General features: G+C 64.0%; 15 protein-coding genes. 8 read left to right on the top strand and 7 right to left on the bottom strand.

All coding sequences use genetic code 11. The annotated features are described in order from the left end of the window. The first annotated feature begins 112 nt into the window (after nucleotides 1-112). From QTI04_RS15665 to QTI04_RS15650, 4 genes are all read left to right on the top strand, one after another. Entirely contained in the window at nucleotides 113-442 is a 330-nt protein-coding gene (locus tag QTI04_RS15665) for a hypothetical protein (protein ID WP_286616416.1), read from the top strand. A 128-nt stretch (nucleotides 443-570) separates the two neighbouring features. Continuing rightward, nucleotides 571-828 carry a helix-turn-helix transcriptional regulator gene (locus QTI04_RS15660; protein ID WP_286616415.1) on the top strand — a complete coding sequence of 86 codons (258 nt, stop codon included), beginning with the start codon at nucleotides 571-573 and terminating at the stop codon, nucleotides 826-828. A gap of 3 nt (nucleotides 829-831) precedes the next feature. Beyond that, nucleotides 832-2,148 (top strand): pitrilysin family protein, encoded by a 1,317-nt coding sequence (locus QTI04_RS15655; RefSeq protein WP_286616414.1) that lies wholly within the window; start codon nucleotides 832-834, stop codon nucleotides 2,146-2,148. 1,962 nt (nucleotides 2,149-4,110) lie between these two features. Beyond that, nucleotides 4,111-5,223 (top strand): potassium channel family protein, encoded by a 1,113-nt coding sequence (locus QTI04_RS15650; RefSeq protein WP_286616413.1) that lies wholly within the window; start codon nucleotides 4,111-4,113, stop codon nucleotides 5,221-5,223. 277 nt (nucleotides 5,224-5,500) lie between these two features. Here QTI04_RS15650 and QTI04_RS15645 read toward each other — a convergent pair whose 3' ends face one another. The 6 genes from QTI04_RS15645 to QTI04_RS15620 all read right to left on the bottom strand — a co-directional run bounded on the left by QTI04_RS15645 (nucleotide 5,501) and on the right by QTI04_RS15620 (nucleotide 10,021). Further along, the gene (locus QTI04_RS15645) at nucleotides 5,501-6,091 is read right to left on the bottom strand and encodes a flavodoxin (RefSeq protein WP_286616412.1); all 591 of its coding nucleotides are present in this window, start codon (nucleotides 6,089-6,091) and stop codon (nucleotides 5,501-5,503) included. 19 nt (nucleotides 6,092-6,110) lie between these two features. Beyond that, entirely contained in the window at nucleotides 6,111-6,515 is a 405-nt protein-coding gene (locus tag QTI04_RS15640) for a cupin domain-containing protein (protein ID WP_286616411.1), read from the bottom strand. An 11-nt stretch (nucleotides 6,516-6,526) separates the two neighbouring features. Continuing rightward, the gene (locus QTI04_RS15635) at nucleotides 6,527-7,363 is read right to left on the bottom strand and encodes an SDR family oxidoreductase (protein ID WP_286616410.1); all 837 of its coding nucleotides are present in this window, start codon (nucleotides 7,361-7,363) and stop codon (nucleotides 6,527-6,529) included. Between the two features lie 61 nt (nucleotides 7,364-7,424). Next, entirely contained in the window at nucleotides 7,425-8,408 is a 984-nt protein-coding gene (locus QTI04_RS15630) for an aldo/keto reductase (protein WP_286616408.1), read from the bottom strand. Nucleotides 8,409-8,436: 28 nt separating this feature from the next. Then, nucleotides 8,437-9,018 (bottom strand): NAD(P)H-binding protein, encoded by a 582-nt coding sequence (locus QTI04_RS15625; protein WP_286616407.1) that lies wholly within the window; start codon nucleotides 9,016-9,018, stop codon nucleotides 8,437-8,439. Between the two features lie 10 nt (nucleotides 9,019-9,028). Continuing rightward, entirely contained in the window at nucleotides 9,029-10,021 is a 993-nt protein-coding gene (locus QTI04_RS15620) for an aldo/keto reductase (RefSeq protein ID WP_286616406.1), read from the bottom strand. 102 nt (nucleotides 10,022-10,123) lie between these two features. Here QTI04_RS15620 and QTI04_RS15615 point away from each other — a divergent pair, with 102 nt between their 5' ends. After that, a complete protein-coding gene (locus QTI04_RS15615; protein ID WP_286616405.1) occupies nucleotides 10,124-11,056 on the top strand; it encodes a LysR family transcriptional regulator in 933 nt (310 codons plus the stop codon). Nucleotides 11,057-11,180: 124 nt separating this feature from the next. Here the strand turns inward: QTI04_RS15615 and QTI04_RS15610 are convergent, their stop codons facing one another. Next, nucleotides 11,181-12,140 (bottom strand): LysR family transcriptional regulator, encoded by a 960-nt coding sequence (locus QTI04_RS15610; protein WP_286616403.1) that lies wholly within the window; start codon nucleotides 12,138-12,140, stop codon nucleotides 11,181-11,183. Between the two features lie 195 nt (nucleotides 12,141-12,335). On the opposite strand from QTI04_RS15610, the gene paoA reads away from it, so the two are divergent. From paoA to paoC, 3 genes are read left to right on the top strand one after another with little or no spacing between them, the layout of a single operon-like run. Beyond that, complete coding sequence (paoA, locus tag QTI04_RS15605; RefSeq protein ID WP_286616402.1) at nucleotides 12,336-12,980, top strand: aldehyde dehydrogenase iron-sulfur subunit PaoA; 645 nt, start codon at nucleotides 12,336-12,338, stop codon at nucleotides 12,978-12,980. Further along, complete coding sequence (locus QTI04_RS15600) at nucleotides 12,977-13,927, top strand: xanthine dehydrogenase family protein subunit M (RefSeq protein WP_286616401.1); 951 nt, start codon at nucleotides 12,977-12,979, stop codon at nucleotides 13,925-13,927. Before paoA ends, QTI04_RS15600 begins: the two co-directional genes overlap by 4 nt. A 3-nt stretch (nucleotides 13,928-13,930) precedes the next feature. Continuing rightward, on the top strand, nucleotides 13,931-16,129 hold the full coding sequence (gene paoC, locus QTI04_RS15595) for an aldehyde oxidoreductase molybdenum-binding subunit PaoC (RefSeq protein ID WP_286616400.1): 2,199 nt from the start codon (nucleotides 13,931-13,933) through the stop codon (nucleotides 16,127-16,129). Nucleotides 16,130-16,207 lie beyond the last annotated feature (78 nt).

The raw sequence follows: 16,207 nt of genomic DNA, 5'->3' as shown, positions 1-16,207 counted from the left end.
ATCCGTTGCTCACGGACGCCTGGCTTGGGACACCGGAACTCCCCGGCTATCGCGCAAACAATGTTGTGGCCAGACTCGGGTGGACCGCGGCTGTCTTCTTGTTGCTGCACAAGTGCTCGACAACGCCTGCAGCGAAGAGGCCGTGATCGCGAGCTTGATCCAGCTCCTCAAGCTATCCATGAGTATGCATGACGCGCGTCGGGCGATCTTTGACGTCGCCGCCGGCTTGGCGCGCAGGTCGGACTTTGACGCGACCGGTGCCGCGGGCCTCGGAGTGCCGACTGCCGATGTGTGCAGCAAGTCCGCCCGCCCGAACGATACCAGTCTCCATGCGCAGATGTCATTCATCGTGCACGCTGTGGGCAAGGCACATGCCCGCCGCTATCTGCAGGGTCTTATGGCTAGTGAGCTGGTGCCCTTGCCGCACATGCTCGGCGTGTGAGTCTGTGTGCCCCGCGCCAGAGTTCCCTGGCGCAACTCGAACGGCGAACTTCCGCTTTCGGCCCCCGGCGGCGACGGGCTACCGAAACACGGAATCGATCAGGTCGCGCGCGCAGCGACAATGCACCCATGACTCAAGGAAAGCGCATCTCGGCAGACATCGGCGGCGACGCCATGCAGGCAATCCGAGATTTTGGGGCAGCTGCAAGGTTGGCCCGATCGGCGGCCGGCGAGGGCCAAACCGCCGCGGCCGCGCGCATTGGCGTGCATGTCCAAACCATCGGCCGCATTGAAGCGGGGGGGGCCGGTATGGCCATGGGGCACGTGCTGGGCCTGCTCGCGCTCTATGGCATCGGCGTCAGGCTGCAGCAGCCGGAAGGCCGCTGAGCCATGGTCCGACTGCAGGCGGAGCGCACCTCCACGGTCCTCCACACGCTACCAAACGGGGTGAGGCTGCTCGCCATTCACATTCCCCATTCGCAGAGCGCCAGTGTGGGCGTGTTCCTGCGTGTCGGCTCCCGGGACGAGACGCCGGTCACCAACGGCATCGGCCATGTCCTGGAGCACATGGCGTTCAAGGGGACCACCACCCGCTCGGTTCAGGCCATCAACCTGGACGCGGAGCGGCTCGGAGCGGATGTCAACGCGTTCACTGGCAAGGACACCACCGGCTACTTCATGACCGGCCTGGGCCGGCACGCTGAGCAGTTGCTGCGCATGACAGCCGACATCGTCTTGAACAGCACATTTCCCGACAGTGAACTGCAGCGCGAGCTGGAAGTGATTCGCCAGGAGGCCATCGAGTACGAGGAGGACCCACAGGACTACTCCAGCGAATTGCTCGACCGCGCGATCTGGGGCGACGACCCGATGGGCATGCCCGTGATCGGCACCGTCGGCAACATTGAAGGCTTTACCCGGCACGACCTGGTCCGGCACGTGCAGTCCTACTACGTCGCGGAAAAGACCGTCGTCGCTGGGGCCGGGAACCTCGACGTCGAAGCCTGGGTGGCGCTCGCCGGGGAACTCTTTGCAGCGATGCCCCCGTCGGCCGACCTACCCGTGACGCGACAGCGGGCGCCCGCGAAGTACATCGGTCATGCCATGGCCCGGCGCTTTACGCAGGTGTCGCAGGTGTTCCTGAACATTGCCTATCCGCTGGCGCCCGCGCTGCAACAGGAGATGTCGCACCAGCGCTGGCGCCTTGCGGCTGCGCTGGCGGCCAACCTGTTTGGAGGCGGGATGTCGGCGCCCCTGGTTGACACAGTCCGGGAGCAGCTCGGCCTGGCCTACACGGCGCATTCCACAATCGACAGCGGAGACGTCTGGGCCAACTTCGTGGTGCATGCGGTCACTACCCCGGACAAATTAGACGCGCTGGTGACGGCGATGGGAGGCCTGTTGCGTGCGCAGGCCACCGCCATCGATCCGGTGCACCTGGAGCGGGCGAAGAACCAGCTGACCGTGTCCCGCGTGCGCGCAGAGGAGCGGACCTACGCAACGATGGAGCAGGCCGTCGAAGAGCTCTTCGCCAGCGGGACCGTGACGCCGATGGCCGAAGCGATTGCGATGATCGACGACATCGGGGCGGAAGAAGTGCGGGCGGTCTTCGAGCGGATGCTGGCCAGCCCCCCGGCGCTGGCGATTACCGGCAAGGGCGCCAGCGCGCGAACCGCGCGGCAGCTGGCAGCGCGCCTGGCTGCCTGACTCCGTCGGGTGGGAAGCGAGCCCGCCCCACCCATGCCTCACTATTGTCCGAACGCGGTCGCCAGTCCGGACTTCGCAACTGGCGTGGCTCCGATCTCGGCGTAGGCATCACCAGTCGCCGTGTAGACGGGCCAACGCGGCATCAAGGCCGATTGAATGGAAGCGGGCTCGGCCCGCTCCGCGGGCGCCGTCGGCTGTCGGCAGAGCATGACGACAGGGACAACGCATTGCGCGCGCTCCGTTTCCCGTCCCCATGCCCAACTGCGGCGTACGGACCAACGACTGCTGTTGGCGGCATATGCGACGTTTAGAGCATGGTGTCGTAGCACTCTGGAGTTGCCTCGGTCGACCGTTGGCGAAAGGAAGGCATGGACGTTGAGGACGAATGGCTGCGTCGGCTTGGACCGGTGCATTTCGAGTACATCAATTTCCGCGGCACGTTCACTTCGCAGTGCAGCGGTACGCGAAGGCGCTGATCAGGCAAGGACCGGCTGCTCGACAGGCCGCGCGCGAATAGCCCGCCGTTTCATCGTGGCAGTGACGGCGTCGGAGGCGGCCACCGGGCTCACGATTTCGGCATCGCCACAAAATGCACGAAAACCAACGTCCCGCCAAACGCCAGAGCATCTCGCAACTCATTGATTTGATTGAGGTGCACCGCGACGCGGCCGCCGCGTGGTCGCGACAGCATCAAGAGGCTCAGGTCGAACCGGCCACCCTACGCGAGCGAGCCCGCCGGCGCTGAACAGTGAGCCACCGACCTCACCTCGCAGCTCCAGCGTCAACAGGAGCAGTCGGAGCGTGAGATCGCCCAGCTTCGAGAGCCATGCTTCGACGGCGGCCGCGCTGCGCCAGCTTGAGGTTTGCGGATCAGAAGGCGAGAAGCATGCCAATCCCTTCGAACCGAAATCTGGCGTCCAGACGCAGAGGGCCTCCAACTGCAGCGTGCCGTCGGTCGTTGCGAGATCAATGGTCCGCTACCGTGCGGCGGCTCGCAGGCCTGGCCGATCGACGCGCTGGGTCCGATCGGACTGGCCTGGCGAAGCGGTGCGGCACAGGCCGCCAGTGGAGGCGCCGTTCATGCGGCGCTCACCGCAGACGAAGCACAAGCCGCCGGGCTGCGCTCGTTACTTGCCCTTCCGGTCGTTGGCGATGGTGAGGTCTGCGAGGTCGTTGGCCTGTATTTCTGACTTGCTTCGTTCACTGGGGTAGAAGTACGTTCTTTGCAAATCGGTCCGCTGCCTGCGAGCCCAGCATGCGGTAATCGCCCGAGCGAGGCGCTACGCGAAGGCCGCACTCGTTTCGGTGGAACCTGATTGGGGAACGATGCGCATCGGGCGAACCAGGCCAGCGTCGAGGCGTATGAGAATATCCCGGTTCCACGGCTAAGGTCCGCGCCTGCGCAGAACGCCTTTCGCCCGCGCCCGTAATCACGATGGCGCGCAAATCCGTCGGCGGCGGCGACAACGCCTGCGCGGAACCCAGCGAGCGATATTGCGTCGTTCTTCCCGCCGGATCGTGATTCACTGCGCACGCCCTTTGCGAACGCAATGCACCACGGTGCTATGGGGTCCAGAAGTCATGGCATTGACCTTTCCTGTTCAGGTTCGAGAAGCGCGCGCGGAACGCTGACCGGCATCGACAGCAGGATCTGCCCCATGCCCTTACCCCATGCCGCCCGGTGCGTGGGCCCACAAGCCGGTCTGTGCCCGGTGGCGCTCCATGCCGCGTCGTCCGACGGTGATCGATGCAAAACGCGCGCTAAATTGCCTCCTGGATGAGCAAGACAGGGGTCAACCGCATACGCCCGAGGAGCGCAGCGGGGACCGCCACGAAAAATCGGACGCCGGTCATCGAACAACGGCTCGAGCGGACCGCCTTTCATCGATGAACTCGCCGAAAGGCTGGCTAGGCTGAATCCGAACAAGGCATGATGAATCTTTCTTCCTGGGACGACCCTTGATGACCCTGATCGCCATACTTGTCGGCGTCGTCCTGGCGCTGGCGACCTTGATCGATGCCTTCGAAGTGGTTCTGCTACCGCGCCCCGTACGCCGCCGGCTGCGTCTCAACCGTTACTTCTTCAAGTGCACTTGGGCGGCTTGGGTCTGGTGCGCCGATCTTTGGCCCAGCGGCAGACGGCGCGAGGACTTCATCGGGGTCTTCGGACCGCTGTCGATGGTCATGCTCTTCGCCCTGTGGGCGGCCAGCCTCATCGTCGGCTTTGGATTGATGCAATGGGGGCTGCAAGGTCTCGTCCCGGACTCCGGCTCCGTTGGGCTGGTCGATCAGATCATTGTCAGTGGGGATGCATTCTTCACGCTCGGCTACGGCGACAACGTGCCACACCATTCGCTCGCGCGCCTGCTGGTGATAGTGGAGGCGGGCACCGGATTCGGTTTCATCGCGCTGACCATCGGATATCTGCCAGTGCTCTATCAGCACTTCACGCGCCGAGATCTTCAGTTGATCGAGTTTTCCGCGCGCGCGGGTACGCCGCCAACCGCTGCGGCTCTGCTCGGTTGGCATATGCATGGCACTTCGGCGGCACTCGAACGCTGGCTGAGGGACTGGGAGATTTGGGCCAGCGACCTTGTCGAGAGTCAGGCCGTCTACCCGATGTTGGCGTTTTACCGGTCGCAGCACGAGGGCCATTCATGGCTAGGTTCGCTGGCGGTGGTGCTAGACGTGTGCACGCTGTTGATTGCTGGCGCCGACGACGTGCGACGCCTTCAGGCCACCGCCACTTTCTGCGCGCTCAGACGCGTTCTCGATGAAGCGAGTGAGTCTCTGCGGGTGGCGCCGGCCCGGCAAGTGTCGACCCGCCTCTTGGATCCGGAGGCGCTGCGCCTTGTCACCCCCACCATTCGCCGGATATTGCCGGACTGGCGCGACGACGAGCCCGCCCTGGAGGCCATCCGACGTTTGCGACGGACCTATGAGCCACGATTAGAGGGTCTGGCCGCGTATTTGTTACTGCAGCTGCCAGAGTGGATCAATCCAGAAGAAGCGGCTGGCGAGCGCTTCGGTCGCGACGCGGTCGTCCGACAGCTCACGGACCATCACCCGGATTGAGAAGCGGCTTCGACATTCGATCCCGTTTTACGCTGAGGTAGCGATCCTCTGGAATCAAGTGCCTTCGAGGACCCTTCGCGCATGAACACCGAGATCCTCTGGAAATCAAGCGCGGCAACGGCTCGTTTGCTGAGCTCGCCCATCGAACGGCGCGGCTCTTGCAAGTGACCCCCATCACTTCCATGGAGTGCCCATGAAACCCATCTCAGAACTTTTTAAGCGCCGCCAGCCATGCCCCACGCTTCCTGCCCGGGGGTCGGGCCTGCCTGATGACGAACTATTGAGCCGGCCGGCTGCCTAGCCAGGCATGGACGCGGTCCATGGTTTGGCGTTCCTGGTCGGCCTGCATCGTGAACCCAGGTCGTAGCTGGGCGCGGGATGCATAGCGAGCGATGACGCGCTCGCTGCTGCCAAGGCCGTAGCCGCCATGCGTGATGAACGGGATGAGCGTTTTGCCAGACAAGTCGTGCGATGACAGAAAGCTGCGAATGATCGGTGGCGCCGTCTCGCCCCAGATGGGCATCCCGAGAAAGACCGTTGCAAAGTGGGCAATTTCGGGCACCTTCGTTTTCAGGGGAGGCTCGATGTTCCTGTCGCGTTCCTGACGTGCCTGTTCAACGGTTGCCAGGTATTCGTCCGGGTAGGGGTTTGCCGGAAGGATTTCGAAGATGTCCGCGCCGAAGGCGCGCTGGATCAAGCCGGCGACAACGCGCGTGTTTCCCGACCGAGAGAAATATGCGACCAGGAAAGGCCCATCCGGTCGCGCAATGCCCCGCGCCAAAGCAGAAGCGGGCATCGTGCTCCCCAGTGAAATGCCGGCCACGGCAGTCAGCACTTCGCGTCGCGTCCGGTCAGGGACATCGGCCATTGCTGCGATGCTCCTTTTCTCAGGTCGGACCGGCACGGTATTCCTCGTCAGTCACCTTTTCAAGCCAGTTCACGGCCTTGCCATCGAGCGATTCCTGGATCGCCATGTGCGTCATGGCGGCGGTGGGTGTGGCGCCATGCCAATGCTTGTGGCCAGGCGGGCACCAGATCACGTCTCCCGCCCTGATCTCCACGATGGGCTCGCCCTCACATTGGGTCCAGCCGCAGCCGGCCGTCACGACGAGGATCTGGCCGAGCGGATGGGTGTGCCACGCCGAGCGGGCGCCCGGCTCGAACGTCACGTTGGCGCACGACACGCGCGCGGGTTCGCCGGCGCTATGGAGCGGATCGATACGAACGGTCCCGGTGAAATATTCTTCGGGACCTTTTTGCGAAGCCTGCGAACCGGCGCGTTTGAGCAGCATGGAAGTTCTCCTTATGACATTGGTGCGGGAGCAAGATCGCCGTAGAAGTAGGAGGCGGTCACACCGCCATCCATCAAGATGTCGCTGCCGGTAAAGAAGGTGCCTTCCGGCCCCATCAAAAGCGCAGCAATGGCACCGACTTCATCCGGCGTGCCGCCGCGGCCTGCAGGGCTGAGTTCGAGCATCCGGCGATAACCTTCACCGCGCGGCCCTGTCAGCTCATCACGCGCAAGCGGCGTGAAGATGATGCCCGGGCTGATCGTGTTGATACGCGCGCCGCGCTTGCCCCAGCGCACCGCTTCGGCCATGACTCTCAGCGCGTTGCCGCGCTTCGAAAGCTGATACGCATGCAAAGAGTCCTTGACCTCACCGGCCTGCAAGAAGGCCAGGTTCAGAAGATCGTCAGCAGGTGTCAGTGCCAGAGCCCGGTTTTGCTCTTCACTGAGGGCGCCGAGACGGTGTCCGGACTGCGATGCAATGACAACGCCTGACCCTCCGGCTGCAATCAGGTTTCCAAATTCCTCAAGCACAAGCGCTGTGCCATAGAGGTCGACATGCAGGATGGTGTCCGGCGATGCCTGCGACGGCGAGACGCCGGCTGCGTGGATGACGCGGGTAACGGACCCGAGCGCGGCGGCCTGCTCAGCGAGATGATGAACGGACTCGCGCTTGGAGACATCGACCGTGCCGGTTACGACCTCGAAGCCGGCATCGAGTAACACCTCGGCCGCTCGGTTCGCGTTTTCCTGCTTGAGGTCAGCAAGCAGGATTTTGCGGGCGGCGCTCACACGCCGCGCAACCGCCTGGCCGATAGATCCGGCGCCGATCAGTACAACAACTTCTTTCATGGCTCTTCCTTTTCTTGGTCGTGTGATGACCGGCGTGGGCAATCCGTGCCGGATCGTTCATTCAGCGGCCAACGAGCTTCTGGCGATCGGCGGAATAGCGCTCGCCCTGTACCGGCGTTTGCCTGACCGCCGCCTCGATGTCTGCGAGATCTGCCGCGCTGAGTGAGACGTCTGCCGCGCCAAGGTTCTCTTCCAGGCGAGGAAGCTTGGTCGTGCCGGGGATCGGCACGATCCAGGGCTTCTGGGCCAGCAGCCACGCCAGCGCCAGCTGAGCGGGCGTCACGCCCTTGCGCGACGCAATGCGGGTGAGACTGTCGACGAGCGCGCGATTGGCCTGACGTGCCTCGGGCGCAAAGCGCGGAACGCTGTTGCGGAAATCCGTGGCGCCGAAGGCTGTGTTCTCATCAATAGCGCCGGTAAGGAAACCCTTGCCCAGCGGGCTGAATGGCACAAAGCCGATACCGAGCTCTTCCAGCAGCGGAAGGATTTCTTTCTCCGGCTCACGCCACCACAGCGAATATTCGCTTTGAAGGGCCGTGACCGGCTGGACCGCATGCGCACAGCGGATGCTGTCGGGTCCGGCTTCGGAGAGACCGAAATGCTTGACCTTGCCTTCCTGAATCAACTGCTTGACCGTTCCCGCGACATCCTCGATCGGCACATTGGGGTCGGTGCGGTGCTGGTAGAAGAGATCGATGCGGTCGGTGCGCAGGCGCTTCAATGCTTCTTCTGCGACCTGCCGGATGCGCTCGGGGCGTGAGTCGAGGCCCTTGTGCGTGTCGCCCTCTTTAAAGCCGAATTTCGTAGCGATCACGACCTGGTCACGCATGGGTTCGAGCGCTTCACCAACGACGCTTTCGTTGATGAAAGGGCCGTAAGCTTCTGCGCTATCAAAGAACGAGACGCCGCGATCAAAGGCTGCGCGGATCAGCTTGACGGCCTCGGATGTGTCGGTGGCCGGGCCGTAGCCGTAGCTGAGGCCCATGCAGCCAAGACCGAGAATGGAAACGGAGAGACCGCCTTTGCCGAGTTGACGCTGTTGCATGAGGAATTTCTTCTGTTGGTGCTTCGGACTAGTTGCCGACGCCAAGGCTGCAGCGCACATGCAGCGACGGTGACAGGCAAAGCTTGGTGATGAGATAGGCCAGCCTGTTCATGGACACGTCATGACCTTTGAACGGCTCACCCTTCTGAGTGACAGTGAAGTCGATGGACGGAGCGCGCGTGAACCAGCCGGGCCGCAGGATCGTGTAGTCCAAGTCTGAGGCTTCGATCACGGCCGCAGAGTCGCGATAAGGATCAAGAATGCTGCGGTAGCGCTCCCCCGGCACCTCGCCATAAATTCCCATCGAGCTGATGAAGATCAGGCGTTTCAGTCCAGCTGCGTGCATTGCATCAACAATGGCGCGCGCCTGGTGTTCCATCTCACCCGCCAGATTGGCGTAGACAACGTCCTGGCCCTCCATGGCAGCGATGAGCGCTATCTGGTCGGTGGCATCGCCTTCGATGATGGTGACGCGGTCCGGGTGCGGGTTGGGCAGCCGCGCAGCGCGGCGCAAAAACAGCGTCAGGCGTGCATCGGTTTCGGCCAGAAAGCGGGCCGTCGTATGACGGGCAAGCTGCCCGTTAGCCCCGACGATCAGTATGTTTGTCATCTTCCGTTTCTCACTTGTCTTCCATTGCGCTGAGACCCTCGGAAAGCGGTTCGCCTTTGACATCGATCGTGGCAAAGGCCGTGTCGATCTCTTCGAGGTCAGCCGGCGTCAGGACGAGGTCTGCTGCTGCCAGGTTGTCATCCAGATGCGCCGGTTTGGTGGCGCCCGGTATCGGAACGAGGTACGGACGTTGCGCCAGAAGCCATGCGAGCGCAATCTGGGCCGGCGTGCAGCCTTTGCGTACGCCGAGGTCGCGTAAAAAATCCACGACGGCAAAGTTGGCCTTCAACGCTTCCGGCGTGAAGCGCGGAAACGTGGCGCGCAGATCATTCGCGTCATCGAACTTCGTGTCCGGCGTGATCTGCCCGGTCAGGAAGCCCTGGCCCAGAGGACCCCATGCGACGAAGCCAATCCCAAGCTCATCGCAAAGATCAAGGAGAGCCGCTTCGGGCTCGCGCATCCAGAGTGAGTAATGGTTCTGGATAGCGGCCACCGGCTGGATGGCGTGCGCGCGGCGGACCGTCGCGGCGCCAGCCTCCGACAGCCCAAAATGCTTGACCTTGCCTTCGGCGATCAGGTCCTTGACGGTTCCTGCTACGTCTTCGATCGGCACGGCCGGATCGACCCGGTGCTGGTACAGCAGATCAATGCGATCGGTGCGAAGGCGCTTGAGCGACGCCTCGACCACGTCGCGGATATGCGTAGGCCGACTGTCGAGGCCAACGATCGCGCCGTTCTCGTCGAGCTTGAACCCGAATTTGCTCGCAATCGTCACCTGATCGCGGATCGGCTCCAGGGCTTCGCCGACGAGCAATTCATTGGTGAAGGGGCCGTAGCCCTCTGCCGTGTCGAACAGCGTGACACCGCGGGCCGCCGCCTCACGGATCATCGTAATACCTTCCTGGCGATCGGCGGCCGGGCCGAGACCAAAACTGAGCCCCATACAGCCGAGGCCGAGGGCGGAAACAACAGGTCCGTTGGTTCCGAGCTGTCGTGTCTTCATAAGGTTCTCCATGGCTTTCGTTGCGATGGACTGAATTTAGGCGCGAGCCCATTAATTGACTAGACTGCTAAACGGACATTCACTTAGTAGAGGAAACGATGAATGGGACGCCTAAACGATCTTGGGGCTTTTGCCGCGGTGGTGCGGGCAGGGAGCTTTACCCGCGCGGCGGCGCAGCTCGGGATCACCCAGTCTTCCCTTAGCCAGACGATCCGCAACCTGGAAAGCCGACTCGACTTAAAGCTGCTCAACAGGACGACGCGCAGCGTCTCGCCCACCGAGGCCGGCGAGCGCCTCTATCAGACAGTCGCGCCGCGGCTGGCCGATATCGAGGCTGAACTCGCCGTTCTTGGCGAACTGCGCGGCAAGCCGGCGGGTCTCGTCCGCATCACGGCGACAGAACACGCGGTCAAAACGCTGGTCTGGCCGCGGCTGCTGCCATGGCTGACGCAATACCCTGACATCAAGATCGAGGTCAGTGCCGACAACCGCTTTACCGACATCGTCGCGGAGCGCTTCGACATCGGTGTGCGGCTCGGGGGAGACGTTGCCAGGGACATGATCGCGGTACGGATCTCGCCCGATCTTCGACTGGCCGTTGTCGGAGCGCCGCACTACTTTTCGGAGCACGGACGGCCCGCAACGCCGCCTGAGCTAGACACACACGACTGCATCACGATGCGCCTTCCGACCCACGGAGGGCTGTTGAACTGGGAGTTTTCACAGGGCAACCGCACGGTCGTCAGCCATGTCAGCGGGCGCCTCGTGTTCAACAACAACGACCTGCTGGTCTCGGCTGCGCTGGCGGGCCACGGGCTGGCCTGGCTTCCCGAGGATCTCGTGCGGCCATTCATCGACGCCGGACAACTTGAGACCTGTCTGGATGACTGGAGGATCACCTATCCTGGGTATCATCTTTACTACGCCAGCCGCCGCGCGTCACCTGCACTCAACCTTGTCATCGCGGCGCTCCGCGAGAGTACCCCGGCGCCGGAGCCACGCGCTTTCGCCAGGACTCCATCGCGCAAAGCGTGATCGAGTGCGACTGAACGCGAAGCAATTGACCATCGGCAACTCTGCATACGCACGACGGTCAAACGGCCAACCGGTCGACCGCACACCCGAATCCGCGGCTACAAGCCGTTTGCCGTTCAGACTCCTAAGCCCTGCGCCCCTTCGCTTGTGCGCTACGCAACTCCTTCGCGGTGAGGACATACGCAGGGTTGTTGGTCAGGCGCTGGACTGCCAGGTCGATGAAAGCCCTGACGCGCCTCGGTTGATCGGTGCGGCTGCCGTAGTACACGAAGGCACTGGACTGATCGGCCACATGTTCGGTGAGTACGGGCACCAGGCGCCCTGCGCGGATGTGCGGGGCGGCCGTGACGCCTGTGAGCAGCCCAAGCACGTGGCCGGCCAGAACTGCTTCTGTCTCTAGGATTTCATCGTTGACGCACAGCGCAGGAATGACTTCGTGCTGCACGATGCCATCCTGCACCTTGAGGAACCAGGGAAGGATCTTGCCGGTGCTTGGATGACGAAACACGCTGCAGCGGTGAGCCGCGAGGGCGTGCAGGCTGTCTGGCGCACCATGAGCGGCAAGGTACGACGGTGCGGCGCAAATGATGAGTTGAAGCGGAAACAGCTTGCGCGCGATCACACCCTCAGCCGGCGAAGGACCGACGCGAAAGCCCACATCAACACGGTCCTCGACCCAGTTGCCGATGCGATCATCCAATTGCACGTCGGGTTGGACTTCCGGGTGCAAGCGGCAGAACTCGTCGAGCACGGGCCACAGCACCGGCGCGAACACCGAATGAGGCCCGACGATGCGCAGCGGTCCCGCGATCTCATCCTTCGACTGCCGCGCCATGAGAAGAGCCCTCTGCATAGCGACCAGCGCGGGCTGCGCACCTTCCAGGAACTGTCGGCCCTCGTCCGTGAGCGACAAGCTGCGTGTCGTGCGGTGGAACAGCCGTACGCCCAAATGTCGCTCCAGCTGGGCCAAGGCCTGGCTAGCCGCCTGCGGCGTCATGCCCTGCGCGGCCGCCGCCTGACGCAGGCTGCCAAGCTCAGCAGCCTTGGCGAAAGTCGCAATTGACCGTAGCTCGTTGATGGGCATAGATGATTCTTTCCGAGCCCATTATCAACAGCAGCTTGTCGGTCCTTCAAGGTCGTACGGTCTAGTCGGCGCGCGGGCGCCCACCTACAGTCCATTTCGAGGTCGGCTGCTATGCCGGTCCGCCGGCGGAGCTACCGTGGCCTGCGGTGCAATCCGAGCGGTTGCTCACCACGCAACTGGATGAAGGAACACGACATGACCCACCCCGATGAGTTCACCATTTCGCGCCGTGGCCTGCTGAAGGCTGGCGCTGCGAGCGCATCGGTGCCGGCGATGGCGGGCGCGCTGCCCGCCGAAGCCGCACCGGCCCCCACAGCCGGCGAGCCCGCGCCCATGCCCGTGACCCTGACGGTCAATGGGAGCACGCACCGCCTGATGCTCGACACCCGCACGACCCTGCTCGACACCTTGCGCGAGCACCTACACCTTACCGGCACCAAGAAGGGCTGCGACCACGGACAATGCGGCGCCTGCACGGTGATGGTCGAAGGCCGGCGCATCAACTCCTGCCTGACCCTCGCCGTCATGCACCACGGCGCCAAGGTCACGACCATCGAAGGCCTGGGCCAGCCCGGCAATCTTCACCCTATGCAGGCCGCCTTCGTGAAGCATGACGGCTTCCAGTGTGGCTACTGCACGCCGGGCCAGATCTGCTCGGCCGTGGGCATGCTCGCCGAGATGGCGCAAGGCGTGCCGAGCCACGTCACGGCCGACCTCAATGCGGCGCCGCAATTGAGCACCGTCGAGTTCCGCGAGCGCATGAGCGGCAACATCTGCCGCTGTGGCGCCTACAGCAACATCGCCGAGGCGATCGGCGAAGTGGCGGGAGTGAAAGCATGAAAGCCTTTACCTACGAGCGCGCTACCTCGCCCGCGCAGGCCGTGGCGGCCGCTGCACGCGCACCCAACGCGCGCTTCATCGCGGGCGGCACCAACCTGCTCGACCTGATGAAACTGGAGATCGAGACGCCGCAACACCTCATCGACGTCAATGGCCTTGGTTTCGACAAAGTCGAGGCGACGCCGCAAGGCGGCCTGCGGATCGGCGCACTGGTGCGCAACACCGACCTGGCCGCGGACACCCGCGTGCGGCGCGACTACGGCCTGCTCTCGCGCGCGCTGCTCGCCGGCGCGTCGGCGCAGTTGCGCAACAAGGCGACCACGGCCGGCAACCTGCTGCAACGCACGCGCTGCCCCTACTTCTACGACACCGCCCAGGCGTGCAACAAGCGCAAGCCGGGCAGCGGTTGTTCGGCCATCGCCGGCGTGAGCCGTCAACTGGCGGTGGTGGGCGCCAGCGAGGCCTGCATCGCCACACATCCGAGCGACATGGCAGTGGCGATGCGCGCGCTCGACGCGACCGTCGAGACCGTTCGGCCCGGTGGCGTGCGCCGCACCATTCCGATCGCGGACTTCCATAAGCTGCCCGGAAGCACCCCTCATGCGGAGAACGCCTTGCTGCCCGGCGAGCTGATCACCTCGGTCACGCTGCCGCCACCGGTCGGCGGCAAGCACGTCTACCAGAAGGTGCGCGACCGAGCCTCCTATGCGTTCGCGTTGGTGTCCGTCGCGGCCATCGTGCAGCGCGATGGCACTGGCCGCGTGGCGCTGGGCGGCGTCGCGCCGAAACCATGGCGACTCGAATCGGCCGAAGCGCAAATGCCGCGTGGCGCTGCCGCCGTGGCAGCCGCCCTGCTCGCCGGCGCCAAGCCCACCGGACAGAACGAATTCAAATTGACCCTCGTCGAGCGCACGCTCGACGCTGTGTTGACCGAAGCGAGGAGCTGAGCGATGAGATTCAACACACCTGCGACCACCAACCCCATCGACCAACTCAAGGTCGTCGGCAAAGCGACAGACCGCATCGACGGACCGCTCAAGACCACCGGCACCGCCCGCTATGCCTACGAGCGGCATGACGTCGCGCCCAATACAGCTTACGGCTACATCGTCGGTGCCTCAGTGGCGAAGGGCCGCATCACCTCCATCGACCACGCCCGCGCCAAGGCCGCGCCGGGTGTGATCGCCATCGTCACGGCGGAGAACGCCGGCAAGCTGGGCAAGGGCAACTACAACACCGCGAAGCTGCTTGGCGGCCCGATCGTCGAGCATTACCACCAGGCCATTGCGCTCGTGGTGGCCGAGACCTTCGAGCAGGCGCGCGCCGCGGCTCAGTTGATCCAGGTGGAATACGCCCGAGCAGACGGAACCTTCGACCTGGCCGACGCCCGGGCATCGACCGAGCACAAGACCACCGACCGCAACAGCACCATCGGCGACTTTGCCGGAGCCTTTGCCAAGGCCGAGGTGCAACTCGACGCAACCTACACCACGCCCGACCATTCCCACGCCATGATGGAGCCGTTTGCCACGACAGCGGCCTGGAACGGAGACAAGGTCACGGTGTGGACGTCGAACCAGATGATCAACTGGAACGCGACCGAGCTGGCGACGACGCTGGGCATCGGCAGGGACAAGGTCCATGTGATCTCACCCTACATCGGCGGCGGCTTCGGCGCCAAGCTCTTCCTGCGTGCCGATGCATTGCTGGCGGCGCTCGGCGCGCGCGTCGCGCGGCGTCCGGTGAAGGTGGCGATGCAACGGCCGCTGATGGCCAACAACAGCACGCACCGGCCCGCGACCATCCAGCGCATCCGCCTGGGCGCGACAAAGCAAGGCAAGCTCACCGCCATCGGACACGAAAGCTGGTCGGGCAACCTGAGCGGCGGCAAGCCCGAGAATGCGGTGCAGCAGACCTTGTGGCTCTATGCGGGCGAGAACCGTCTGACAGGAACCCGCCTGGCCACGCTCGACCTGCCTGAAGGCAACGCGATGCGCGCACCCGGCGAGGCCCCGGGCCTGATGGCGCTGGAGATCGCCATCGATGAATTGGCCGAGAAGTTGAACATGGACCCGATCGACCTGCGCGTGCTCAACGACACGCAGGTGGACCCCGCGAAGCCGGAACGCAAGTTCTCGCAGCGCCGCCTGATCGAGTGCATGCGCACAGGCGCCGAACACTTCGGCTGGGCACAGCGCAGCGTCCGGCCCGCGCAACGGCGTGAAGGCCGCTGGTGGATCGGCACCGGCATGGCGGCGGCTTTCAGAAATAACCAGGTCACGAAGTCGGGCGCGCGCGTGCGGCTCGACAACCGTGGGATGGTGACGGTGGAAACCGACATGACCGACATCGGAACGGGCAGCTACACCATCATCGCCCAGACCGCCGCGGAGATGATGGGCATGCCGCTCGAGCGCGTGACGGTGCTCCTCGGCGATTCGTCCTTCCCGGTTTCCTCAGGCTCTGGCGGGCAATGGGGTGGCAACTGTTCCACCGCCGGCGTGTACGCCGCCTGCATGAAGCTGCGCGAGGCCGTGGCGCAGCGCGCGGGCCTCGATGCGACGATCGCGAACTTTTCAGACGGGATGGTGCGCGCCGGTGATCGCAGTGTGCCCCTCGCAGGGGTAGCAGGTGACAACCCGATCGTGGTCGAGGACACCATCGAGTTCGCCGAGTTGAACAAGCAATACCAGCAGTCCACTTTCGGCGCACACTTTATCGAGGTGGCCGTCGACGCCTACACCGCCGAGGTGCGGGTGCGGCGCATGCTGGCCGTGTGCGCGTCAGGTCGCATTCTCAACCCCAAGTCGGCGCGCAGTCAGGTCATCGGCGCCATGACGATGGGCGTCGGTGCGGCATTGATGGAAGAACTCGCCATCGACAAGCGTCTGGGCTTTTTCGTCAACCACGACCTGGCCAGCTACGAGGTGCCGGTTCATGCCGACATCCCGCACCAGGAGGTGATCTTCCTGGACGAGACAGACCCCATCTCCTCGCCGATGAAGGCCAAAGGTGTGGGCGAACTCGGCATCTGCGGCGTGGGTGCGGCCGTAGCCAATGCCGTCTACAACGCCATCGGCATTCGGGTGCGCGACTACCCGGTCACGCTGGACAAGCTGCTATCGAAGATGCCTTCACAGGCTATCTGATTGTCTCGTCTACCAATATGCGAGACCGGCTCCAGGACGCCGGCGCGCGTCCCGCTGTCTCTAAAAAGGAAAGACCCC

The sequence above is a fragment of the Variovorax sp. J22R115 genome (assembly GCF_030317005.1).
GTDB lineage: Bacteria > Pseudomonadota > Gammaproteobacteria > Burkholderiales > Burkholderiaceae_C > Variovorax.
This window is presented reverse-complemented; position numbering and strand designations above follow the sequence as displayed.

Excerpts from the sequence above, each read along its gene's own strand:
- QTI04_RS15660 (WP_286616415.1), top strand. The coding sequence starts at position 571 with ATGACTCAAGGAAAGCGCATCTCGGCAGACATCGGCGGCGACGCCATG.
- QTI04_RS15655 (WP_286616414.1), top strand. The coding sequence starts at position 832 with ATGGTCCGACTGCAGGCGGAGCGCACCTCCACGGTCCTCCACACGCTA.
- QTI04_RS15650 (WP_286616413.1), top strand. The coding sequence starts at position 4,111 with ATGACCCTGATCGCCATACTTGTCGGCGTCGTCCTGGCGCTGGCGACC.
- QTI04_RS15645 (WP_286616412.1), bottom strand. The coding sequence starts at position 6,091 with ATGGCCGATGTCCCTGACCGGACGCGACGCGAAGTGCTGACTGCCGTG.
- QTI04_RS15640 (WP_286616411.1), bottom strand. The coding sequence starts at position 6,515 with ATGCTGCTCAAACGCGCCGGTTCGCAGGCTTCGCAAAAAGGTCCCGAA.
- QTI04_RS15635 (WP_286616410.1), bottom strand. The coding sequence starts at position 7,363 with ATGAAAGAAGTTGTTGTACTGATCGGCGCCGGATCTATCGGCCAGGCG.
- QTI04_RS15630 (WP_286616408.1), bottom strand. The coding sequence starts at position 8,408 with ATGCAACAGCGTCAACTCGGCAAAGGCGGTCTCTCCGTTTCCATTCTC.
- QTI04_RS15625 (WP_286616407.1), bottom strand. The coding sequence starts at position 9,018 with ATGACAAACATACTGATCGTCGGGGCTAACGGGCAGCTTGCCCGTCAT.
- QTI04_RS15620 (WP_286616406.1), bottom strand. The coding sequence starts at position 10,021 with ATGAAGACACGACAGCTCGGAACCAACGGACCTGTTGTTTCCGCCCTC.
- QTI04_RS15615 (WP_286616405.1), top strand. The coding sequence starts at position 10,124 with ATGGGACGCCTAAACGATCTTGGGGCTTTTGCCGCGGTGGTGCGGGCA.
- QTI04_RS15610 (WP_286616403.1), bottom strand. The coding sequence starts at position 12,140 with ATGCCCATCAACGAGCTACGGTCAATTGCGACTTTCGCCAAGGCTGCT.
- paoA (WP_286616402.1), top strand. The coding sequence starts at position 12,336 with ATGACCCACCCCGATGAGTTCACCATTTCGCGCCGTGGCCTGCTGAAG.
- QTI04_RS15600 (WP_286616401.1), top strand. The coding sequence starts at position 12,977 with ATGAAAGCCTTTACCTACGAGCGCGCTACCTCGCCCGCGCAGGCCGTG.
- paoC (WP_286616400.1), top strand. The coding sequence starts at position 13,931 with ATGAGATTCAACACACCTGCGACCACCAACCCCATCGACCAACTCAAG.